At 64.9% G+C, this 22,639-nt stretch carries 22 protein-coding genes; 14 read left to right on the top strand and 8 right to left on the bottom strand.

Translation table 11 applies throughout. The annotated features are described in order from the left end of the window. The first annotated feature begins 4 nt into the window (after window positions 1-4). From IVB45_RS29020 to IVB45_RS29010, 3 genes are all read left to right on the top strand, one after another. Window positions 5-931 (top strand): glyoxylate/hydroxypyruvate reductase A, encoded by a 927-nt coding sequence (locus IVB45_RS29020; RefSeq protein WP_247358513.1) that lies wholly within the window; start codon window positions 5-7, stop codon window positions 929-931. Between the two features lie 9 nt (window positions 932-940). After that, window positions 941-2,809, top strand: coding sequence for an ABC transporter ATP-binding protein (locus IVB45_RS29015; protein WP_247358515.1), 1,869 nt, complete (start codon window positions 941-943; stop codon window positions 2,807-2,809). Between the two features lie 270 nt (window positions 2,810-3,079). Further along, complete coding sequence (locus tag IVB45_RS29010) at window positions 3,080-4,006, top strand: AraC family transcriptional regulator (RefSeq protein WP_027570606.1); 927 nt, start codon at window positions 3,080-3,082, stop codon at window positions 4,004-4,006. On the opposite strand, the gene IVB45_RS29005 is transcribed toward IVB45_RS29010, so the two are convergent. Next, entirely contained in the window at window positions 4,007-4,933 is a 927-nt protein-coding gene (locus IVB45_RS29005) for a catalase family peroxidase (protein WP_247358517.1), read from the bottom strand. Window positions 4,934-5,047: 114 nt separating this feature from the next. After that, complete coding sequence (gene phaZ, locus IVB45_RS29000) at window positions 5,048-6,271, bottom strand: polyhydroxyalkanoate depolymerase (protein WP_247358518.1); 1,224 nt, start codon at window positions 6,269-6,271, stop codon at window positions 5,048-5,050. 172 nt (window positions 6,272-6,443) lie between these two features. On the opposite strand from phaZ, the gene IVB45_RS28995 reads away from it, so the two are divergent. Continuing rightward, a complete protein-coding gene (locus IVB45_RS28995; RefSeq protein ID WP_247358520.1) occupies window positions 6,444-7,100 on the top strand; it encodes a glutathione S-transferase family protein in 657 nt (218 codons plus the stop codon). Window positions 7,101-7,378: 278 nt separating this feature from the next. Here the strand turns inward: IVB45_RS28995 and IVB45_RS28990 are convergent, their stop codons facing one another. Further along, a complete protein-coding gene (locus IVB45_RS28990; protein ID WP_027570609.1) occupies window positions 7,379-7,603 on the bottom strand; it encodes a hypothetical protein in 225 nt (74 codons plus the stop codon). 180 nt (window positions 7,604-7,783) lie between these two features. On the opposite strand from IVB45_RS28990, the gene IVB45_RS28985 reads away from it, so the two are divergent. After that, entirely contained in the window at window positions 7,784-8,140 is a 357-nt protein-coding gene (locus IVB45_RS28985; protein ID WP_247358521.1) for a hypothetical protein, read from the top strand. Window positions 8,141-8,149: 9 nt separating this feature from the next. Here the strand turns inward: IVB45_RS28985 and IVB45_RS28980 are convergent, their stop codons facing one another. Continuing rightward, complete coding sequence (locus tag IVB45_RS28980) at window positions 8,150-9,253, bottom strand: mandelate racemase/muconate lactonizing enzyme family protein (protein ID WP_247358524.1); 1,104 nt, start codon at window positions 9,251-9,253, stop codon at window positions 8,150-8,152. 177 nt (window positions 9,254-9,430) lie between these two features. Between IVB45_RS28980 and IVB45_RS28975 the strand changes: the two genes are divergently transcribed. From IVB45_RS28975 to IVB45_RS28960, 4 genes are all read left to right on the top strand, one after another. Continuing rightward, on the top strand, window positions 9,431-10,264 hold the full coding sequence (locus IVB45_RS28975) for an AraC family transcriptional regulator (RefSeq protein ID WP_247358525.1): 834 nt from the start codon (window positions 9,431-9,433) through the stop codon (window positions 10,262-10,264). Between the two features lie 132 nt (window positions 10,265-10,396). Further along, the gene (locus tag IVB45_RS28970) at window positions 10,397-11,323 is read left to right on the top strand and encodes an SMP-30/gluconolactonase/LRE family protein (RefSeq protein ID WP_247358527.1); all 927 of its coding nucleotides are present in this window, start codon (window positions 10,397-10,399) and stop codon (window positions 11,321-11,323) included. A gap of 116 nt (window positions 11,324-11,439) precedes the next feature. Continuing rightward, window positions 11,440-12,033, top strand: coding sequence for a GNAT family protein (locus IVB45_RS28965; protein ID WP_247358529.1), 594 nt, complete (start codon window positions 11,440-11,442; stop codon window positions 12,031-12,033). A gap of 16 nt (window positions 12,034-12,049) precedes the next feature. Next, the gene (locus IVB45_RS28960) at window positions 12,050-13,696 is read left to right on the top strand and encodes a GMC family oxidoreductase N-terminal domain-containing protein (protein WP_027570615.1); all 1,647 of its coding nucleotides are present in this window, start codon (window positions 12,050-12,052) and stop codon (window positions 13,694-13,696) included. 409 nt (window positions 13,697-14,105) lie between these two features. Here IVB45_RS28960 and IVB45_RS28955 read toward each other — a convergent pair whose 3' ends face one another. Next, complete coding sequence (locus tag IVB45_RS28955; protein ID WP_247358532.1) at window positions 14,106-14,948, bottom strand: MoxR family ATPase; 843 nt, start codon at window positions 14,946-14,948, stop codon at window positions 14,106-14,108. A gap of 105 nt (window positions 14,949-15,053) precedes the next feature. Next, a complete protein-coding gene (locus tag IVB45_RS28950; protein ID WP_007613712.1) occupies window positions 15,054-15,299 on the bottom strand; it encodes a GlsB/YeaQ/YmgE family stress response membrane protein in 246 nt (81 codons plus the stop codon). A gap of 123 nt (window positions 15,300-15,422) precedes the next feature. On the opposite strand from IVB45_RS28950, the gene IVB45_RS28945 reads away from it, so the two are divergent. From IVB45_RS28945 to sseA, 3 genes are all read left to right on the top strand, one after another. Next, window positions 15,423-16,598 (top strand): VWA domain-containing protein, encoded by a 1,176-nt coding sequence (locus IVB45_RS28945; RefSeq protein WP_247358533.1) that lies wholly within the window; start codon window positions 15,423-15,425, stop codon window positions 16,596-16,598. Window positions 16,599-16,643: 45 nt separating this feature from the next. After that, complete coding sequence (locus IVB45_RS28940) at window positions 16,644-17,057, top strand: rhodanese-like domain-containing protein (protein WP_018454122.1); 414 nt, start codon at window positions 16,644-16,646, stop codon at window positions 17,055-17,057. A 223-nt stretch (window positions 17,058-17,280) separates the two neighbouring features. Next, window positions 17,281-18,132, top strand: a complete 852-nt coding sequence (gene sseA, locus IVB45_RS28935; protein ID WP_247358535.1) for a 3-mercaptopyruvate sulfurtransferase — start codon at window positions 17,281-17,283, stop codon at window positions 18,130-18,132. Window positions 18,133-18,134: 2 nt separating this feature from the next. Here sseA and IVB45_RS28930 read toward each other — a convergent pair whose 3' ends face one another. Next, window positions 18,135-18,983 carry a hypothetical protein gene (locus tag IVB45_RS28930; protein ID WP_247358537.1) on the bottom strand — a complete coding sequence of 283 codons (849 nt, stop codon included), beginning with the start codon at window positions 18,981-18,983 and terminating at the stop codon, window positions 18,135-18,137. Window positions 18,984-19,304: 321 nt separating this feature from the next. Between IVB45_RS28930 and IVB45_RS28925 the strand changes: the two genes are divergently transcribed. Together IVB45_RS28925 and IVB45_RS28920 are read left to right on the top strand one after the other, a co-directional pair. Continuing rightward, window positions 19,305-20,492 carry a L,D-transpeptidase gene (locus IVB45_RS28925; RefSeq protein ID WP_247359177.1) on the top strand — a complete coding sequence of 396 codons (1,188 nt, stop codon included), beginning with the start codon at window positions 19,305-19,307 and terminating at the stop codon, window positions 20,490-20,492. Window positions 20,493-20,674: 182 nt separating this feature from the next. Then, a complete protein-coding gene (locus tag IVB45_RS28920; protein WP_247358539.1) occupies window positions 20,675-21,643 on the top strand; it encodes an NAD-dependent epimerase/dehydratase family protein in 969 nt (322 codons plus the stop codon). 4 nt (window positions 21,644-21,647) lie between these two features. On the opposite strand, the gene IVB45_RS28915 is transcribed toward IVB45_RS28920, so the two are convergent. Continuing rightward, window positions 21,648-22,610: a D-2-hydroxyacid dehydrogenase family protein gene (locus IVB45_RS28915; protein ID WP_247287911.1), complete on the bottom strand. Its 963-nt coding sequence runs from the start codon at window positions 22,608-22,610 to the stop codon at window positions 21,648-21,650. Between the last annotated feature and the right edge of the window lie 29 nt (window positions 22,611-22,639).

Below are 22,639 nucleotides of genomic sequence, written 5' to 3'. Positions count from 1 at the left end.
CGGCATGACGCTTCTCTACAAGGCCAACATGGTTCGCGGCGCGGAGTGGGCGGGCTTCTTCGCCGAGCGCGCGCCCGATGTGCCATTCCGGCTCTGGCCCGACATCGGCGATCCCGCCGACGTGCGCTATCTCGTGGCGTGGGTGCCGCCGGAAGACATCGCGACGACTTTCCCCAATCTCGAGCTGGTCTTCTCGGTCGGTGCGGGCGTCGACCAGTTCGACGCGTCAAAAGTTCCGCCGCACATTCCGCTGGTGCGTATGCTGGAGCCGGGCATCGCCGAGACTATGGTGGAATACGTCGCCATGGCGGTGCTCGCCCTGCATCGTGATCTCCTGCACTTCATCGCCCAGCAGAAGGCGCAGGTCTGGCGCGAGATCCGGATCACGCCGGCCAAACGTCGTCGCGTCGGCGTGATGGGTCTTGGCCTGCTCGGCCAGGCCGTGCTCGAACGCCTCACGGCGTTCGGCTTTCCGCTTCTCGGCTGGAACCGCTCACTCCGCGAGATCGACGGCGTCACCTGTTACGCGGGCATGGAGACGTTGCCGGATTTTCTTGCGCTGACCGACATTCTCGTCTGCCTGCTGCCTCTGACCGATCAGACCCGGGGCATCCTGAATGCGGACTTGTTCGCGCGCCTGCCGCGCGGCGCGTCGCTCGTCAACGTCGGGCGTGGCCCGCATCTGGTCGAAGCCGACTTTCTCGCGGCGCTCGACAGCGGCGCGTTGTCGGGTGCCGTCCTCGACGTCGCCGAGCCGGAGCCGCTGCCTGCGGGGCATCCTTTCTGGAGCCACCCGCGCATCCTGGTCACACCGCACAATGCCAGCATGACCACGCCGGATACGGCGGTCGATTTCGTGCTGGACGTGATCGCGCGCCACCGCCGCGGCGAGGAGCTGCCTGGGCGTGTCGATCGTAGTCGTGGCTATTAGGACACCGGCATGAGCATGGGCGCAAGCGGAGCTGATCAAGTCGCTGCCAACGCGCCGTCGCCGGTGCTGTCGGTTTCCGGCCTGACGACGTCCTTCCTACGTGAGCGGGAATGGAGTCCCGTCGTCCGCGACGTGTCGTTCGATATTGCCTCGGGGGAAACCGTGGCGATCGTCGGCGAGTCCGGTTCGGGCAAGAGCGTCACCGCGCTCTCGCTCATGCGGCTCATTCCGAAGGAGAACGGCCGAGTCGAAGGCCGCGTCCAGCTTGCCGGTCGCGACCTGCTGACGCTGCCCGAAGCGAGCATGAAGGATGTTCGTGGCAACGACATCGCCATGATCTTCCAGGAGCCGATGACGAGCCTCAATCCGGTGCTGACCATCGGCTTCCAGATTGCGGAAGCACTGATCCAGCACCGCGGCCTGTCGCGCGTGGCGGCGGAGGTCGAGACCATTCGCCTGCTCGATCGCGTGCGGATACCTGCGGCGAAATCGCGCTTCCACGAGCATCCGCATCGTTTCTCCGGCGGCATGCGCCAGCGCGTGATGATCGCGATGGCGCTGGCCTGCAAGCCGAGGCTGCTGATCGCGGACGAGCCGACCACCGCGCTCGACGTCACCATTCAGGCCCAGATCCTGGAGCTCCTGAAGGAGCTTCAGCAGGAAGAGGGGATGTCGATCCTCTTCATCACCCACGACATGGGCGTGGTGGCCGAGATCGCGGACCGCACCGTGGTGATGTATGGCGGCCAGGCGGTGGAAACCAACGTGACCTCGCGCATCTTCGCCGCCCCTTCGCATCCCTATACAAGGGCACTGCTCGCGGCCGTGCCACGCCTCGGCTCGATGGATGGGCGGACGCGGCCGATGCGTTTTCCGATCGTGGACAAGCTAACGGGCACCTCGGACGAGCCGGCAGAGACGCCCGATACAGTTTCGATTGCCGAGCGACCGCTGCTCGAAGTCTCCAACCTCACGACGCGCTTTCCAATTCGCTCGGGCCTGTTCGGCAAGATCTCGGGCCGCGTCCATGCGGTCGAGAACGTCTCCTTCACCTTGCGCGCCGGGGAGACGCTGGCGCTGGTCGGCGAATCCGGCTGCGGCAAATCGACGACGGGCCGCTCCATTCTCAAGCTGACGGAGCCGGACAGCGGCACCGTTTTGATCGACGGGCAGGATGTGCTGGCCATGAATGCCCGCACCTTGCGTGACTTTCGCAAGCAGATGCAGATCGTGTTCCAGGATCCGTTCGCAAGCCTCAACCCCCGCATGTCGGTGGGAACGGCGATTGCGGCCCCATTGCTCGCCAACGGGCTCGCAACGGCGTCGCAGGCGCGGGAGAAGGTCGCCGACCTGCTCGTTCGCGTTGGTCTCACCGCTGACATGGCCGCGCGCTTTCCGCACGAATTCTCCGGTGGCCAGCGCCAGCGCATCTGCATTGCCCGCGCGCTCGCGCTCGGACCGAAGCTGATCGTCGCGGACGAAGCGGTCTCGGCGCTCGACGTCTCGGTCAAGGCGCAGGTCGTCAATCTGATGCTCGATCTTCAAGCCAGCATGGGACTTGCCTACCTCTTCATTTCCCATGATATCGCGGTGGTCGAGCGGATGAGCCATCGCGTCGCGGTGATGTATCTCGGCGAGATCGTCGAGACCGGTCCGCGCGCGGCCCTGTTCGGCAATCCGCAGCATCCCTATACGAAGAAGCTGATGGCGGCCGTGCCGGTGCCCGATCCAGCGCGCCGTGGCACCAGGCGCGAGGTAGCGAACGACGAGATCAGAAGCCCGGTGCGCGCGCCCGACTACCAGCCGCCTGTTCGGCAATATCGCGAGGTGTCGCCGGGCCATGTCGTCCAGGTCTGGGGCGAGGAATGGTCCGCCTGACGTGCGCAGGCCGCAATTCATTTCCAAAATGCACGATGGAATCGCGCAGCAATCTGTCGGGCAGGTCAACGGTGTTGTCCTTCGCCCTGCCGGGCCTGTGACATCACGCTGAAATCACAATGAAATCATCGCGGCGCAATCTGGTGCGAGGGCCGACCGCGCCAGCTTCGTGCTATGCGCTGCAGCTGGACCGTCGGCCGGCGATCTCCGATAATGCGCGGATCTCGGGAAGGCTGGCGAAGACATGCCTTTACGGATGGATTTACTAAAATGACCCAAGCAGGCGTCTACGGGCAGAGGCTCGGGCAGGGCCTTCGCTCGAAGCAAGCACCGGTTCTGATCACGCGTTCGCTGCACAGCGCCGAGCTCGCGGTCACCGAAGTCCGCAACGACGATCCGACACCGGATATTTCCGGCTCGCTGGCTGCGGAAGATGCCTATCTCCTCAGCCTGAAACTCCGCGACTATCCGGATTGCGAATGCTGGGAGGAGGGCCGCTGTGTCACCAAGGCGGATGTTCGCGCAGGTGCGACCTATCTGTACGACCTCAAGCGCGACCCGCGCTATGTGATCGACAAGCCATTTCACTCGCTCTTCTTCTATTTGCCGCGCTCGGCGCTCAACGGCATTGCCAGGCAACCGGGCGGACCGCGCGTTGGCGAACTCAGCTACGAGCCCGGTGTCGGTCATGACGACGAGGTCGTTCGACATGTCGGTGCCTCGTTGCGGCAAGGGCTGTGTCGGCCCGACGAGACCAACCAGCTTTTCGTCGATCACATGATGCTCGCGCTCACCGCCCATGTCGCCCAGACCTATGGCGGGCTGAAGCCAGCCGCAGAACCAACCCGCGGCGGTCTCGCGCCATGGCAGGTGAAGCGTGCGTGTGACCGGCTCGATTCCGATCTCTCGGGCAAGATCGCGCTGCAGCTGATCGCGACCGAGCTTGGCCTGTCAGTCAGCCACTTCTCACGCGCATTCCGGATCTCCACGGGCCTGCCGCCGCATCAATGGCTGCTCCAGCAGCGCGTCAAGGCGGCCAAGCAACTGATGACAGTCCGCGACCTGCCGTTGTCCGAGATTGCCATCTCGGCCGGATTTGCCAATCAGAGCCATTTCACCCGGGTGTTCTCGTCCATGGTCGGCGTCAGTCCGGGCGCGTGGCGCCGCGAAACGGATGGCGGACGGGAAAAGATCTAGTCAGCGCCGCGTTTCCAGCGAATAGGTGTAGGCCGTGCGGCGCGCCGCAAAGATCTCGTCCAGCGGATGGCCGATGCCGTCGGCAAGATTGGCCGGATTGAAGATGGAGCCGTCGCAGGCCTCATTGGCCTCGAGGCTGGTGATGACGATGGTCCCGAGCCGCACCTGTTCACGGTTGTCCTCGTCCGGCCATCGCAGGGTCACGTCCATGGTGGGATCCTCGGGGCGGTCGAGCAAGGCCATCACGTTGAAGCGGACGTCGCCGGCTGCGATCCTCCGCGCGAGATCGTCATGGAGGAAATCGACCGACTTTGTCCTGGCTTCGTCTTCGCTCAAGGTGACGTCGCCGCCGACAGGCGCGACCTTGAACTTGATAAAGCGGGTCTCGCCCTTCGCGTTCGTCGCGGGAAAGGCGTGCACGCCCCAATAGGTCGTGCCGGAAAAACTGCCGGGCAGCCGGCGCGCCGCGATGTACTTCGCCTGGTTCAGCGTTTCAGGATTGGCCGCGGAAAAAGCCCGGACCTTCTCGATGTCAGGCTCGCCGTCCGCGCCCGGAATTCGCGCCTCGAGGAAGGCGAGCATCTGGTCGAGCGTCCGTGCAAAATGCACCGGAGCGGTTTCGGTCAGGATGTCGGAGCGATGGGCGTCGTCGCCAAGCCTGAAGCTGAAGCCGCGCAGCACGAGGTTGTTGGTGTCGGTCACCCCGGGATTGCCGCCGCCAACGGAGAAGCGCGCCAGCACGCGCGAGGGCTTGGTGAAGCTCAGCGATCGCGTGATCTCTGCGGCGCGGTCGGACGGGGCATAGGTGCCGCGCACGCATCGGCCCTTGGCGAAGCTCGCACGCACCTTCGGCGGATTGCCTGCGACCGTTTTGAGCGCGTCGACGATCGCGGCCGGAGTGGCGGCAGGGGGTGGCAATTCGGACATGGCTTGGCCTCCGGCGGGAGCGGCATGTCCGTGTTTTAGGTTTGGTGCAGGGTCGGCGTCTTTCCCAAAGCCGCGCTGCCTTGTCCGATCCTGCTGAAGAAATTTGGCGGAGCTTCAGGAGTTCACGTGCACGAAATCCCGCAGCAGCGGGTAGATCTCGTTGTTCCAGCGCTTGCCCGAGAACACGCCGTAATGGCCGACGCCGGCCTGCATGTGGTGCACACGGCGGTAGGCGCGCACGCCGGTGCAGAGGTCTTGCGCGGCCAGCGTCTGGCCGATCGCGCAGATGTCGTCCTTCTCGCCCTCGACCGTCATCAGCCCCATGCGGCTGACGGCCTTGGTGTTCACCGGACGTCCCCGATGCATCAGCTTGCCCTGGGGCAGAAGATGCTCCTGGAACACGTCGCGAACGGTCTCGATGTAGAATTCCGCCGGCAGGTCCATCACGGCGAAATATTCGTCGTAGAAGGTCTTGATGCTGGCCGCCTTCTCCTTCTCGCCCTTGGCGATGTGATCGGCGAGATCGATGTGCTGCTTGATGTGGCGCTCGAGATTCATCGAGACGAAGGCGGTGAGCTGCACGAAGCCGGGATAGACTTTCCGCAAGGCACCGCGGCACTGCATCGGCACGTAGTTGATCAGGTTCTGCTCGAACCAGTCGATCGGCCTGCTCTTGGCGAATTCGTTGACCCTGGTCGGCAGGATGCGCGTGTCGATCGGGCCGGCCATCAGCGTCAACGTCGCCGGCCGCGAAGGATGGTTGCCCTCGCACATGATTGCGGCAGCCGCGAGCGCCGAGACCGAGGGCTGGCAGATCGCGACCATATGCGGGCGCGGGCCCAATTGGCCGAGGAAGTCGATGAGATGCTCTGTGTAGTCGTCGAGCCCGAAGCGGCCCTCGCTGCGGGGAATGTCGCGCGGATTGTGCCAGTCGGTGATGTAGACATCGTGATCCTGCAGCAGCGTCTTCACGGTGCCGCGCAGCAGCGTCGCGAAATGGCCGGACATCGGCGCCACCAGCAGCATGCGCGGCTGCTCGCCCACGCCCTCTTTCTTGAAACGCAGCAGCGAGCCGAACGGGGTCGCGTAAGCGATCTCCTCGGTCACGGCGACCTCGCGATTGCCGACCATGACGCTGTCGATGCCGTAGGCGGGGCGGTGATAGGTGAGGGTGGAGCGGGAGATTAGCTCCAGTGCGGCCGACAGCCGGCCGACGACCTGATCCGACAAGCCCTGCGGCACCAGATTGAGGAATTTGAGCGCGGAGGAGGCCCCCGATCGCCACGGCGCCGTCAGGTCCATATGGTTCTGAAAGGCTTGATAATACATCGACATCATACTGAAACGCCCACCTGTCCCCGTGCTGCTATGCAATATCGGAGCCAATCCGGAGATGGGCCGTCCTCAAGATTGGCACGTCGCTTGCTGCTCTTTTCGCGGGAAGCACAGGCGGTGCGCACTCCCGCAGAGTCCGGGCAGGGTGCGAGTCACAGGCGTGAGGGAAGGCCACATGGCGAAGGCGACACTGACCATCAGCAGCAAGAACTATTCGTCCTGGTCGCTGCGTGGCTGGCTGCTCACGAAATTTTCCGGGCTCGATTTCGAGGAGATCGTCACCGCACCGGACGACGCGTCGGCGCGCGCCGAAATCCTGCTGTTGTCGTCTTCGATCCTGGTGCCGTGCCTGCGGCACGACGGCGCGATCGTCTGGGATACGCTGGCGATCGCCGAATATCTCAACGAGGCGATGCCGGATGCCGGGCTGTTGCCCGCGGATCGCGTTCAGCGCGCGCATTGCCGCTCGATTTGTGGGGAAATCCATTCAGGCTTCACCACCTTGCGCGCGTCGCTGCCGGTCAACCTGAAGGGGCACTTCCCGGGCTTCAAGATCTGGTCGCGCGCGCAGGCTGACATCGATCGCGTCTGGGCGATCTGGCGCGACTGCCTGGAGAAATCGGGCGGGCCCTTCCTGTTCGGCGAGACCCGCACCATGGCTGATGCGATGTACGCCCCGGTGGTGACGCGCTTCGTGACCTACAACGTCAAGCTCGATCCGCGGCAGCAGGCTTATGCCGATACCATCATGGCCATGCCGGAGATGAAGGAATGGATCGCGGCGGCCAAGGACGAGCCGGCCGAGATCGAGGAGCTCGAGGTCGAATATTAGGCAGGCGGGGTGCCATCTGCCTGTTTTGGGAGCGAGCATCCAACCGCCGCACCCCGCAGTCATGTCATTGAAGCCGTTAACGTTTGACGCCCGTGGCCGGCTGGGCTGGCTCACGCGCTGCGCAGATATTGTGTGCGCGCGCTGGCTGCTTGCGACATCTAGCCGTGAACAGGCGCGTACGGGGGCCTACGGCTGATTCGGACGTGATTCGTTCGGGCCGCGTTCCGAAGGTTAAGCCGGGACGCGGCCCCGTTGCATTTTGAGACAGAAATCAGTGCTCAGGCCACGCCCGAATGCTTCATGCGCGGGACGCGCCAGCCGATGACGGTTGCTTCGACTGCGACGCCGGCCGCGTGGTTCTGCCAGCGTCCCTCGACATAGCGGCAGGCGAACGGCAGCTGATAAGTCCCGCTGTGGTCCTCGCACAGCACTTCGACTGCAAGGCCAGGCGGCGGTTCTCCGGCGCCGTCAAATTCCGCCAGTCGTCTGTCGCGCGTTGCCATCAAAAACTCCCCTAAACAAAGCCGCGGAAGGAGCGCCCATTTCCTCCGCGTGCAGATCATCGCTCCCCGTCTGAGGGAACAGCGCAAGCTCAACGCGAGAATGCGGTGCGAGTGTGGTAGCCTCGACAGGCTGCGTGCAAAAAGCGCACATTGCCGTGATTGATTTGACGAGGAACCTGCATGCTGCTTCGAAGCGCCGGCGTCTGTTTCGCGATGTCACTGCTCGCCACGCTGGCGATTGCGCCGGTCCGCGCGCAGGACGTGCCCGGCATCGAGATCTGCACCGTCGAGAAGACCATGGAGCGCCGCACCAGCTGCCTCCAGAGCAACGTCGACTTCCTGCAGAAGACGATCACCAAGCTGAACCTCGATCACCAGCAGAAGCTGGACGCCGCGGGTCGCCAGATCGACGCGTTGAAGACGACCGTGGCCGGCTTTCAGAAGATGCTCGGCGATCTCCAGGCCGCGCAGGCGAAGACCGCTGAGGATGTGAAGAAGAAACAGGATGCGCCGCCGCCGAAGGATGCGGCGAAATAGGCGCCGCGCTCAGGCGACGCGATATCGCTCCATCACGCTGCGGTCGGGCTCATAACCGAGCCCAGGTCCGGTCGGCACCGCGACATGGCCGGTGGCATCGACATCGGCGCGGCCGCCCCACAGGCAGGCCTCGCGCTTCAGGTAAAACATCTCGACGAAGCCGTCGTCGCGCCCCGCCAGCAGATGCAAGGTCGCCAGCAGGCCGGGGCCGAAATACGGGGAGTGCGGAACGATCTTGACGCCGACCCGATCTGCGAGCGCCCCAACCTTCAGGAATTCCGTGATGCCGCCGACCTTGATCACCGACGGCTGGGCGTGGCTGACCGCGCCCGCATCCATCATCTGGCGGAATTGATATTCCGTGCAGGCGTTCTCGCCGGCGGCGACGCCGAGCCCGCCCTTGCTGCGGACCTCGGCGAGCGCCGCAAAATCCTCCGGCGGCCAGACCGGCTCCTCCAGGAACATCGGCTGCGCGTCCCGGCATGTCCTGGCGAACGCGATCGCCTCTTCGCCTGACAGCGGGCAGTTCATGTCGACCATCAGCGGAATGCCGGGCCCGATCGCCGCGCGCGCGGCAAACACCGCCGGCGCCGTGGTCTCGTGCAGCTTGATGGCGCCGTAGCCGAGCGCCAGCGCCTTCTTGCATTCGGCGGCGATGTTGTCGGGCGAGCCGATCCGCAACAGGCTCGCATAGGCCGGAATGGCCGGGCGCCTGGTGCCGCCGAGCAGGCGATGCACCGGCACGCTCTTGATCTTGGCGGCGAGGTCCCACAGCGCGATGTCGAACCCGGAGATCGCGAACATGGTGATGCCGTATCGGCCGAACAGATGCAGGTTACGCTGGATCTGCTCCATCACCGCCGGAATGCCGGCAGCATCGGGAACCTCCAGCCCCCGCGCCTGCGGTGCGATCATTTCCTCCACGGCACTGCGCGTGGTGCGGGGGCAGACATAGGCGAAGGCATCGCCCCAGCCGGTCAACCCGGCGTCGGTGGTGACCTCGACCATCACCATGTCGAGGGCCGTGATGGCGGAGGCGCCCTGACGGAAGCTCGCGACACCGGCGTCATAGGGGATGCGGATATGGTGCGCCCGCACATCGGTGATCTTCATGACGCAGTTCCTCCTGCTTTCTCGTGAGCGGTTGCCAGGACGTCCCGAGTGTAGCCATGAACGCCCGGACGTTGCCAGTGGCTGTTCCGGCGTTATCATCTTGCGGGACCGCAACGCCGATCAAGCGAAGCCTGCGGACTTCCGTGCACCATGGTCGCGCTTCGAACGAGAAACGCCATGAACCCAGCCCAGCGCGCGCTCTGGTATGTCGAGAGCCATCTGGCCGAGCCGATGACGCTCGATGAGATCGCGGCGATATCCGGCGTGTCGCGGTTCCACATCGTGCGCGCGTTTGCTGCCGCGACCGGCCTGCCGGTGATGCGGTACGTGCGCGCGCGGCGGCTGAGCGAAGCGGCGCGCAGTCTTGCGAACGGCGCGCCGGACATCCTGTCGCTGGCGCTGGAGGCCGATTACGGCTCGCACGAAGCATTCACCCGCGCGTTCCGCGACCAGTTTGGCACCACGCCGGAAGCGGTGCGGGCCGCGCAATGCACCGGCCATCTCAAGCTTCAGGAGCCGATCCTCATGGACTCGACCATCTCCGACAAACTCGCCACCCCGCGCTTCGAAACCACAAAGGCCTTCCTCGTCGCAGGCATCAACGAGCGCATCTCCTGCGACAACGGCGCGGCCATTCCAGGTCTGTGGCAGCGCTTCCACCGGGAGGTCGGCGACATTCCCGCGCGCGTTGGACCGGTCGCCTATGGCGTCTGCTGCAACGGCGACGATGCCGGCAATTTCGACTACATCGCCGGCGTCGAGGTCGGCGATTTCTCCGAACTGCCGCGCCGCTTCGGCCGTATCCGTATCCCCGAGCAGCGCTATGCGGTGTTCACCCACGCCGACCACGTCGCCTCGATCAGGCGCACCGTCAACGCGATCTGGAATCAGTGGCTGCCGGCCTCCGGCCTGAAGGCTGCGGATGCGCCGAACTTCGAACGCTACGACGAGAAATTCGATCCCGCCACCGGCAATGGCGGCCTGGAGATTTGGATACCCGTGCGAGATTAGCGCGCAACGCTGGCATACCATCCCGCTTGCTTGGCAAGCCCCGGCGACTTTGTCATAACCGCAGGCAATCTTGCGTGTGGGGCCGTGCCGGACATCCCGTGCAAGTCATAACAAGCAGCCGGGAGGGTCCACATGTCCAACGTCCGAGTTCTCGCCACCGACCTCGAATTTCCCGAAGGGCCGGTCGTGATGCCGGACGGCTCGGTTGTGCTGGTGGAAATCCGCGGCCAGCGCCTGACCCGAATCCATCCCGACGGGCGCAAGGAGATCGTCGCGAAGATTCCGGGCGGCCCGAACGGCGCAGCCCTCGGCCCCGACGGCAAGATCTACATCTGCAACAATGGCGGCTTCTCCTGGATCCCGACCCGCAACATGATCATGCCGGGTCCGCAGCCCGACGATTATCTCGGCGGCTCGATCCAGCGCGTCGATCTCCAATCGGGCAAGATCGAGACCGTCGTGACGAAATGCGGCGAGCACGATCTGCGTGGGCCGAACGATCTGGTGTTCGACAAGCAGGGCGGCCTCTGGTTCTCCGATCTCGGCAAGCGCCGCGCGCGCGAGATGGACGTCGGCGGCATGTATTATCTCAAGCCCGGCATGAAAGAGATCGTCGAGGTCGTGCACGGCATACTGCCGGCGAACGGCATCGGCCTGTCGCCGGACGAGGCCACCGTCTATATCGCGGAGACGCCCACCGGCCGGCTCTGGGCCTACGAGCTCTCCGCGCCCGGCACGCTGAAGCCGCGCGACGTGATCTATCGCGGCGAGCGCGGCAAACCGATCTGCGGCCTCGGCGGCTACCAGATGTTCGACTCGCTGGCGGTCGAAGCGAACGGCAATGTCTGTGTCGCCACCCTCGTCTCCGGTTGCATCTCGGTGATCGCGCCCGATGGCACCCTGGTCGAGCAGGTCCCGACCGGCGACCGCGTCACCACCAACATCGCCTTCGGCGGTCCCGAGCTGAAGACCGCCTACATCACGCTCTCAGGCAAGGGCGAACTGATCGCGATGGACTGGCCGCGTGGCGGTTTGCCGCTCAATTTCCTAAACAAGTAAACGGTGCTAGTGACCGTCATTGCGAGCGAAGCGAAGCAATCCAGGAATGCGTCCGCGGTGACAGTCTGGATTGCTTCGTCGCTTCGCTCCTCGCAATGACTAAAAGAGAGTTTCAAATGCCCTGGCCTGATCCCATTACCCTGCGCGGACAGCATGCCGGTCTGGAGCCGTTGTCGCATCAGCACCGCGAGGGGCTGATCGAGGCCGTGAAGGACGGCGAGCTCTCCACCATCTGGTACACCGCGATTCCGACGCCGGACAACATGAGCAAGGAAATCGACCGCCGGCTCGGTCTTCAGGCCGCGGGCTCGATGCTCCCCTTCACCGTGTTCGATGGCAGCGGCAAGATCGTGGGCATGACGACCTACATGAACATCGATGCCGCCAACCGCCGCGTCGAGATCGGCTCGACATGGTATGGCAAGAGCGCGCAGCGCGGCCCGCTCAACACGCAGTGCAAGCTGCTGCTGCTCACCCACGCCTTCGAAACCCTGGACTGCATTGCGGTGGAATTCCGCACCCACTTCTTCAATCACCAGAGCCGTCGCGCCATCGAGCGCCTGGGCGCCAAGCAGGACGGCATCCTGCGCAGCCACCAGGTCGCGCCGAACGGCACGCTCCGCGACACCGTGGTCTACAGCATCACCGCGGCCGAATGGCCGACCGTGCGAATGCATTTGAATTATCAACTCAATGACAAGCCGCGCTAGAGGCGGCCGAGGCACCATGGACAGATTTGATTATGTGATCGTCGGCGCGGGCTCCGCCGGTTGCGTGCTCACCAGCCGGCTGAGCGAAGACCCTGCTACCAGCGTCTGCGTACTCGAGGCGGGCCCGAGCGACTGGCATCCCTACATCCATCTGCCGGCCGGCTTCATCAAGACCTTCCACATGAAGAGCATCAACTGGGCCTACCAGCAGGAGGTCGGGCCCTGGACCGGCGGGCGCAGCATCTACGCGCCGCGCGGCAAGACGCTCGGCGGCTCGTCCTCGATCAATGGCCATATCTACAATCGCGGCCAGCGCATGGATTTCGACACCTGGGCGCAGATGGGCAATCGCGGCTGGGGCTATGCCGACGTGCTGCCTTACTTCCGGCGGCTGGAGAAGCGCGTCGGCGAGGGCGAGGATGTTTATCGCGGCCGCGACGGCAATCTCACCGTCACCACCATGAACTGGCGCGATCCACTTTGCGAAGCCTTCATGGAAGGCGCGGTGAGCCTCGGGATTCCGCGCAATCCCGACTACAACGGCAAGACCCAGGAAGGCGTCTCCTACTGCCAGCGCACCATCGATAGGGGCTTGCGCGTCTCCGGCGCCACCGCGTTTCTGAAGCCCGCGATGAAGCGTCCGAACGTGCATGTCCACACCCACGCGCACGCGACCGAGATCATCTTCGAGGGCAAGCGCGCCGTCGGCGTGCGCTACATGAAGGGCGGTAGTGGCGGCACGCCGGTCGAAGTGCGCGCCAACAAGGAAGTGATTCTCTCCGGCGGCACTTATAATTCGCCGCAGCTGTTGCAGCTCTCCGGCATCGGCTCGCCAGATTTGTTGAGCGCCCACGGCATCGCCGTGCGTCACGCGCTTCCGGTCGGCGAAGGCCTGCAGGACCATTACGCGCCGCGAACGGTCGCGCGCGTCAAAGACATCAGGACCATCAACGAGCTTCGCCGCGGCTGGCGTCTCTGGGTCGAGGCGATGAAATGGGCGACCGCGCGCAAAGGCCTGCTGTCGCTGTCGCCGACCATGGTCTATTGCTTCTGGCATTCCGGCGAGAGCGCCGACAGCTCCGACTTGCAGCTCACCTTCACGCCGGCGTCCTACAAGGAAGGCGTGCAGGGCCAGCTCGAGGACGAGCCCGGCATGACCGTCGCGTCCTGGCAGCAGCGTCCGGAGAGCCGCGGCTATGTCCGGATCCGCTCGTCAGATCCGTTTGCGCCGCCGATCATCCAGACCAATTATCTCGACGCCGAGCTCGACCGCCGCGTCATCGTCGGTGGCATGAAGCTGGCGCGGCGCCTGCTGAAGAGCGCGCCGCTGTCGCCCTATTACGCCTACGAGGATTTCCCGGGCCCGAACATCAACACCGACGACGAGTTCTTGGCCGCCGCCACCGAACGCGGCACCACCACCTTCCACCCCGGCTGCACCTGCCGCATGGGCCCGGCGGACTCCACCTGGGCGGTGGTCGACGACCAGCTCCGAGTTCACGGGTTGCAAGGTCTCCGCGTCATCGACGCCTCCGTGATGCCACGCATGATCTCGGCGAACCTCAATGCCTCAACTATGATGATCGCCGACCGCGCCTCGGACCTGATCCGCGGCAAGCAGCCGATGGAAGCCGCGCGCGTGCCGGATGCGGCGGTGGCGTAGCAAGGTCTCGTGCCCCAGACGCAGCGCACCGCTTCCCCAGCGATGCGAAGCATCGTCCGGTGCAGCTGTGCGCTGCAGAGCCGGAGGCCCATCTCACGCGACCTTGGTCCGCCCCTCGCGATTTGAAACGCGAGTTCGAGAGGGCGATGCTCGCCCTTGCTCCGTCATTGCGAGCGCAGCGATGCAATCCAGGATCTTTCCGCGGAGGCAGCCTGGATTGCTTCGCTGCGCTCGCAATGACGAGGTGGAGAGAGTGCGCCACACTCTCGGTGTCATCGCCCGGCTTGACCGGGCGATCCAGTATTCCAGAGGCGGTTATGATTGAGTCGAGAAGCCGCGGCGTACTGGATTCCCCGCCTTCGCGGGGAATGACACCGGAAGGTGGCGCGGCAGCGGAGTGCGCTCGAACCTATACTTCCCTCCGACTCAGGAACGCGAGTCGCTCGAACAGATGCACGTCCTGCTCGTTCTTGAGCAGCGCGCCGTGCAGCGGCGGGATCAGTTTTCGCGGGTCGCGTTCGCGCAGCTGCTCGACGCTCATGTCTTCGTTGAGCAGCAGCTTGAGCCAGTCGAGCAGCTCCGAGGTCGACGGCTTCTTCTTCAGGCCGGGCACCTCGCGGACCTCGAAGAAAATGCGCAAGGCTTCCTCGACCAGCTGCTTCTTGATGTTGGGGAAGTGGACGTCGACGATTCGGGTCATGGTGTCGGCGTCGGGGAACTTGATGTAGTGGAAGAAGCAACGGCGCAGGAACGCGTCCGGCAGCTCCTTCTCGTTGTTGGAGGTGATCATCATGATCGGGCGCTGCTTGGCCTTGATCGTCTCGCCGGTCTCGTAGACATGGAATTCCATGCGGTCGAGCTCGAGCAGCAAATCGTTCGGGAATTCGATGTCGGCCTTGTCGATCTCGTCGATCAGGAGGACCGGGCGCTGCTCGGCGGTGAAGGCATCCCACAGTTTGCCGCGCTTGATGTAGTTCTTGATGTCGGACACGCGGGCATCGCCGAGCTGGCTGTCGCGCAGGCGCGACACCGCGTCGTATTCGTAAAGGCCCTGCTGCGCCTTGGTAGTGGACTTGATGTGCCAGGTCAGGAGCGGGGCGTTCAGCGCCTTCGCCACCTCCTCCGCCAGCACCGTCTTGCCGGTGCCGGGCTCGCCCTTGATGAGCAGCGGGCGCTCCAGCACGATCGAGGCATTGACCGCGACCTTGAGATCGTCGGTCGCGACATAGTCCTTGGTGCCGGTAAATTTCATCGTGCGTCCTTGTTGGTCGTCGTCCCAGGAATTGCCAGTTTCATGGCCCTGGTCCAACAAACGGAACGGCCGCGCGTGGCGGCCGTTCCTGGTTCGGTCAGGCTTTCAGACCCGTTTTATCAGCGAAAGGATGACGAGCACAATCACCGCGCCGATCGTGGCATCCACGATGGCCCCGACCGTGCCGGTTGCGAGCTGGATATGCAGCTGAGGCAGAATCCAGCTGGCCACGAGTGCACCGATGATGCCGACGACGATGTTGCCGATCAGCCCAAATCCCGCCCCATGGACAATCTTGCCGGCAAGCCAGCCTGCGATCGCGCCAATGATGAGCGCTGCGAGAATTCCCATTGCAAACGTCCCCAAAACAACCCCGTGAGACAACCAATTCTAGAGCAAAAAGCCTCCCGGTCCAGCGCAGAGCAGTGGCCTCCGCCCCTTGACGTTCGCCCCCCGACGGGCAATCTGTCACCCATGTTCCTGCAATTCTTCACTTCTCTGCGCGATGCGCAGGTCCCCGTGACGCTGCGCGAATACCTCACGCTGATGGAGGCGCTCGACGCTGATCTTGCGGACTACTCGGTCGAGAATTTCTACTATCTCTCGCGCACCTCGCTGGTGAAGGACGAGCGCAACCTCGACAAGTTCGACCGCGTCTTCGGCACCGTCTTCAAGGGGCTGGAAAGCCTGCTCGACGCCATGGAGGGGGCCGAGATCCCCGAGGAGTGGCTGAAGAAGCTCGCCGAAAAATACCTCACCGAGGACGAGAAGAAGCAGATCGAGGCCATGGGCTGGGACAAGCTCATGGAGACCCTGAAGAAGCGCCTCGAGGAGCAAAAGGGCCGCCATCAGGGCGGCTCGAAGTGGATCGGCACCGCCGGCACCTCGCCGTTCGGCGCCCATGGCTACAATCCCGAAGGCATCCGCATCGGCCAGGACAAGAACCGCAACAACCGCGCCGTGAAGGTGTGGGACAAGCGCGAGTTCAAGGATCTCGACGGCAATGTCGAGCTCGGCATCCGCAACATCAAAGTGGCATTGCGTCGCCTGCGCAAGTTCGCGCGCACCGGCGCGCCTGACGAACTCGATCTCGATACCACCATCCGCGAGACCGCCAATCACGGCTATCTCGATGTGCACATGCGGCCCGAGCGGCGCAACGCGGTGAAGCTGCTGGTGTTCTTCGACATCGGCGGCTCCATGGACGCGCATATCGAGCAGGTCGAGGAGCTGTTCTCGGCCGCGAAGAGCGAGTTCAAACACATGGAGTATTTCTACTTCCACAACTGCCTCTATGAAGGCGTGTGGAAGCAGAACAAGCGTCGCTTCACCGACCGCACGCCGACCTGGGACGTGCTGCATAAATACCCGCACGACTACAAGATCGTGTTCGTCGGCGACGCATCGATGTCGCCCTACGAGATCATGGTGCCCGGCGGCTCGGTCGAGCACGTCAACGAGGAGCCCGGCTCGGTCTGGCTCGACCGCATCATCCGCACCTATCCGCATTCGGTGTGGCTCAATCCCGTGCAGCAGAAGCACTGGGACTATTCGGAATCCACCACCATCATCAAACGCATCTTCGCCAACCGCATGTACCCGATCACGATCGAGGGGCTTGAGGGTGCGATGAAGGAATTGACGCACTAGCTCGCGCTCCGCGCGCCCCGGAATGACAACAAGAGGGAGGACCACGTGCCCCAGACCATCACCCGCGGCATCAAGGCGCTGATCGACGAGGCCAATGCCGAGATCGAGACGCTCACCGCCAAGGACGCCATCGAGATCTCGAAGAACGGCGACGTCGTCATCGTCGATATCCGCGATCCCCGCGAGATCGAGCGCGACGGCCGCATCCCCGGCGCGTTCGCCTGCACCCGCGGCATGCTCGAATTCTGGATCGATCCGCAGAGCCCTTATGCGAAGCCGGTGTTCCAGGAGGACAAGAAGTTCGTGTTCCATTGCGCCGGCGGCTTGCGCTCTGCGCTCGCCGCCAAGACCGCGCAGGACATGGGCCTCAAACCCGTCGCCCACATCGCCGGCGGCTACGCCGCCTGGCGCGACGCCGGCGGGCCGACTCAACAGTGGGAGCCGAAGAAGAAGGGGTGAGGGTGCTGCGCTGCCGCTCCAATCTCCGGCGTCATTCCCCGCGAAAGCGGGGAATCCAGTACGCGGCGGCCTTTCGGCCCAATCGCAATCGCCTCTGGAATACTGGATCGCCCGTTCCTAGTGCGCAATTGCGCACTGGCCGGGCGATGACAGCGGAGTTGGATGCACACTGCTTCAACCTCGCTCACGTTGCGCTAGCCCGGAATGACAAGAAAGACCTCGCATGACCACCGATCCCCTCGTCTCCACCGAATGGCTCGCCGCCCACATCAACGATGCCAACATCAAGGTGCTCGACGCCAGCTTCAAGCTGCCCGGCGTGCTGCCATTGCCGAAGGATGATTACCTCGCCGCGCATCTGCCAGGCGCAGTGTTCTTCGACGTCGACGCGGTCTCGGACCATTCCAACCCGCTGCCGCACATGTATCCGAGCGCCGAGCAGTTCGGCCACGACGTCGGTCATCTCGGCATCTCCAATGCCGACACCGTCGTGATCTACGATGCCGGCGGCTGGGTCGCTGCTCCCCGCGCGTGGTGGATGTTCCTGGCTTTCGGCCATAGCAATGTGCGCATCCTCAATGGCGGCCTGAAGAAGTGGCGCGCCGAGGGGCGTCCCGTCGAGAGCGGCGAGGCGAAGCCGAAGCCAGCGACATTCAAGGCGAGCTACGATTCCAAGTGCGTGCGCAGCATGCAGCAATTGATCGCCAACGTCGAAAGCCGTGCCGAGCAGGTGATCGACGCGCGCGCCGCCGACCGGTTCGAGGGACGGGCGCCGGAGCCGCGCGCGGGCATTCGCTCCGGCCATATCCCGGGCGCGCGCAACGTGCCCTACAATCTTCTGTTCGACGCCGCGACCGGCACGATGAAGCCGCTCGATGATCTCCGCGCCGCCTTCACGGGCGCCGGCGTCAAGCTCGATGCCCCGATTGTGACGAGCTGCGGCTCCGGCGTCTCCGCCGGCGTGCTGACGCTGGCGCTCTATCGCCTCGGCATCACCGACACCGCGCTCTATGACGGCTCGTGGTCGGAATGGGGGCAGGAAAAGGGACCGCCGATCGCGACGGGGCCAGCGTAACCCTACTGACGTGCGCGCGCGGTCGTCGTCGCGGCGAGTGTGGGTTGCGGCTGCCCAAACGGATCGAGTTGCTGAACAGGCGGCGGCGGACGCCGGACAATGCGGCGGCGCTTCTTCACGCGATGCGCCCGCGGCTTGGTCGCCTTGCTCTCCGGCGAACCGCTGTCGGCCTTAGAGTCGGCCTTGGTCTTCGCCGGCGGATCCTTCCAGGCCGTGGTCGCCGGGTCGTTCAATGCGGCGAACTTCGCGCTCGCCATGTCGAACGTGGACGAAGCCGGGGCTCCGCTGGGGGCGGCAGGTGCTGGTTTGCTCGTGAGAGCGATCGAAACGGCCTTGGTCTCGGCGATGGATGCGCTGGCGTCGGCCGGAGTAAGCGTGTTGCTTGAGGCCGGCGCCGCGGCGTCCATCGTCCTCTCGGCCTTGGTCTCGGCCTCGACATTGGCCGGCTCGGCCGGGACGTCGGCCGGAGGTGCAGCGACCTGCGGCTGACCGTCGGTCTCAGTCGTCAGCGCGACGACCTGTTCGGGCTCGCTCATCGGCAGCGCGATGGTCGGGACTTGATCGCGCAGCGACGGTGTCGGATCGGTGGCTGCTTCCGGCTCGGCGCGCAGGACCGCGAGCACCGGCAGGGCCGGCTCGGGAGCCTGTGCAAACACCTGCTCCTGCGGACCATTCCGCCAGGAGGGGTTGCTGACATACTGCTCGTGGCTCGCCCGCAGCAGCGCGGCGGCGCCCAGGCCGAACACCAGGATGGAGGCTGACAGCAGGATCGCGGCAAACAGGAAGCGAAAGCCGGGAAGCATCGAGGGATTGCGAATTTCCGCCCCGGCGGCGAAGTGGCCAGGGCCCATGAGCCATCTGAACGCGGTGACGGTACTGCTTGCCGCGTTCGCCACGCGGGGATCGAAGCTCAAAGCGGAGGCGAATCAGGCTGATTCGAACATACCGCAACGATTCCGCGCCGTTCCGTAAAAAACGGAGCCGGCGACTCCTGCGATCTCGGGCGTGGGCTGATTTTCGTCCCCTGATGCAAGCAGGCAACGGTAGTCTTGCGGATCACAAATCGGCAAATCAGGCACAAATCCGCCTGTCATGTCTTGAATGTGCCGCTATCTTCCGTCATCTGGCCGTTAACGGTCCGGACGGGGCCCGGGGACTATACAAGAGCGATGATGATCAAACATTTTCTGACGATATGCGCTGCCGCAACAGTCGCTGCGGCGGGAACCTCGCTCGCGCAGGCCCAGAGCTATCCGGTCCAGCAGGCGCCGAACTATGGCGCGCCGGCCGAATATCGGCCCGGCGACCGCGCGCCGAGTTTCGACGCGCTCGACGATGAAGACGATTCGATGCCGCAGGCAGCGCTGCCGCCGCCCGGCCCGGATCCGCGCTACGGCCGTCCGCCCGGCGCTCCCCCGGTGTATTCCGCCGCGCCCCCACAGGGGCCGGTGATGTCGCCCGATGATCCCCGTTATGGCCGTCCCGCCGGCGCCCCCGTCTACTCGGCCGCGCCGCCGCAGGGGCCCGTGACATCACCCGACGATCCGCGCTACGGCCGCCCTGCCGGCCCGCCCGCGGTGATCTACGCCGATCGTCCGGCTCAGGCGCCCGGCAGTGACGGCCTGCGTCCGCCCGAGGCTGTCGGTGGTCCCGGCGCGACCGGAACGGTCCAGGCCGGGCAGCCGCCCGTGGGTGCCGACGGCCGGCCGATGGCGATCGCCTCGCTCCCGCCCGAGGAGCAGCCTGACGCTGCCCCGGCGCAGCTGCCGCAGAACCTGCGCCGCCAGGAAGTCTCGCTGGCGACCAAGGAGCCGGCCGGAACGCTCATCGTCGATACCCCGAATACCTACCTTTATTACGTGCTCGGCAACGGCCGTGCGATCCGCTACGGCGTCCGCGTCGGCCGCGACGGCTTCACCTGGACCGGCGTGCAGAAGATCACTCGCAAGGCCGAGTGGCCGGATTGGCATCCGCCGACGGAGATGATCGAGCGCCAGCCCTATCTGCCGCGCTTCATGGCCGGCGGTCCCGGCAATCCGCTCGGCGCCCGCGCGATGTATCTCGGCTCGACCGTCTACCGCATCCACGGCACCAACCAGCCCTCGACCATCGGCAAGTTCGTTTCCTCCGGCTGCATCGGCATGCTGAACGAGGACGTCTCCGATCTGTTCGATCGCGTCAAGGTCGGCACCCGCGTGGTCGTGATGCCGGGTGGTCCGCCGCCGGGAACTGCGACCGCATCCGCCGCGCCCGTGCCCGGTGCTGCCGGCCCCGCTCCGATGGCCGCACAGGCCGGCCCGGTCGGAGGCACCCAGCCGACAGTGGTGCCGCCGCTGCCCGCGCCCGTCACCGTGCGCTGAACTGGCCTCGCAAGAATTGATCTAGCAAGAATTGATCTGATGACGGCGCGTGGCCTTCGGTCACGCGCCGTCATCATTTGGCGCATGCGAGCATGTCTCGCTTGCGTATGCGCATGCCTTGCTTGAACGGCTCCGCACCTCGATTACGTCCGGGAGGATTGCAACGAATTGAGGAGCACAGGATGCGCATCTTTGTTGCGGGCGCGACCGGCGCGGTCGGTCAGTATCTTGTTCCGGCGTTTGTCGCCGCGGGTCATTCCGTGATCGGCACGACACGGAGTGCGGCAAAAACAGACCTTGTGCGGCGATTGGGTGCGGAGCCGGTCGTGGCCGACGGCCTCGATGCCGACAGCATGCGCGCTCCGGTGATTGCGGCAAAGCCCGACGCCGTCATCCACCAGATGACAGATCTCGCGGCCGCCACGGACCTCCGCCATTTCGATCGGGCTTTCGCGCGAACCAACGAGCTCCGCACCCGCGGAACCGACATTCTGCTGAATGCCGCACGCGAGGCGGGCGCCAGGCGCTTCATCGCGCAAAGCTTCTGCGGCTGGACCTTCAGTCGCGCCGGGGGAACGGTGAAGACCGAGACCGATGAGCTGGACTCGAATCCGCCGCGAGAGCTGCGACGCACGCTTGAGGCAATCCGTTATCTGGAGCGAAGCGTCACCGCTTCAACGAAACCGGAGGGCATCGTGCTGCGCTATGGATTCTTCTATGGACCAGGTACGGGCACGCTCTCGCCGGCGATGATCGACCAGCTGCGCCACCGGCGTGTGCCGGTGATCGGCGATGGCGGCGGCACGTGGTCGTTCATTCACACCGAAGATGCCGCCTCTGCCACGCTCGCCGCGCTTGAACGCGGACGCGCCGGCAGCATCTACAATATCGTCGACGATCATCCGGCGCAGGTGAAGGATTGGTTGCCCGCGCTGGCCGAACTCCTTGGTGCCAAGCCGCCGCGTCACATCCCCGCCTGGCTCGGCCGCCTGCTTGCGGGCGAGCACATTGTTGCGATGATGACGGAGGTGCGCGGAGCATCCAACGCCAAGGTCAAGCGCGAGCTCGGCTGGCTGCCGGCGCATGCCTCCTGGCGCCACAGCTTTGCCGATGCAGCGCGGCAGCCCGCCGGCCACCGCACGGCGGCCTGAGGCTTCAGGCCAGCTTCCGCGGCAGCCCGCTGCCCTTGGTGAAGGCGTCGATCGCCTCGACCATCTGGCCGTAATGGATGCGCAAGCCGTCCTCGGTGGCGTAGCCGAGATGCGGCGTCAGCACGAGGTTGTCGAGCTTGCGGAAGGGATGGTCCGTCGGCAGCGGCTCGACCGAGAACACGTCGATGCCGGCGCCTGCAATCCTCTTCTGCTGCAACGCCTCGAGCAGCGCCTGCTCGTCCACGATCGGCCCGCGCGCGGTGTTGACGACGAAGGCCGTCGGCTTCATCCGCGCGAGATCGGCAGCCCCGACCAGCCCGCGCGAGCGCTCGCTCAACACCACATGGATGCTGACGATATCGGCCTTGGAGAACAGCTCCTCCTTGGTGGCGTAGCCGACGCCGGCGTCCTTGCACTTCTCCGGGGTCAGGTTCGGGCTCCAGGCGATCACGTTCATGCCGAACGCCTTCGCGATATCAGCCATCTTGCTGCCGAGCTTGCCGAGCCCGACGACGCCGAGCGTCAATCCCTCGATCTCGACGCCGGCAAAGGCCTGCCAAGGCTCGCCCGCATGCATGCGTGCGTTCTCGCGGCCGATGCCGCGGGTCAGTTCCAGGATCAAGCCCATGGTGAGGGGCGCAGTCGGATCGCGCGAATATTGCGTGCCGCCGATCGTGATGCCGCGCGCCTTGGCGGCCTCCATGTCGATCGAGGCGTTGCGCATGCCTGATGTCAGCAGCAGCTTCAGCTTCGGCAGGCTTTCGAACAGGCTCTTCGGGAACGCGGTGCGCTCGCGCATCGCACAGACGATCTCGAAATCGGCCAGCGCGCTCGCCGCGGCCTGCTCGGAGGCGAAGGGGTGGCTGAACACGGTGACGTCGATCCGGTCGGACAGGCTTTGCCAATCGGCGACGTCGAGGGCGAGGTTGAAATAGTCGTCCAGAATTGCACAGCGCAGCCGCGTCATCAGCGTTCTTCCATGGCGAGAGGTGGAAC

It is taken from the genome of Bradyrhizobium sp. 4 (assembly GCF_023100905.1).
GTDB lineage: Bacteria > Pseudomonadota > Alphaproteobacteria > Rhizobiales > Xanthobacteraceae > Bradyrhizobium.
This window is presented reverse-complemented; position numbering and strand designations above follow the sequence as displayed.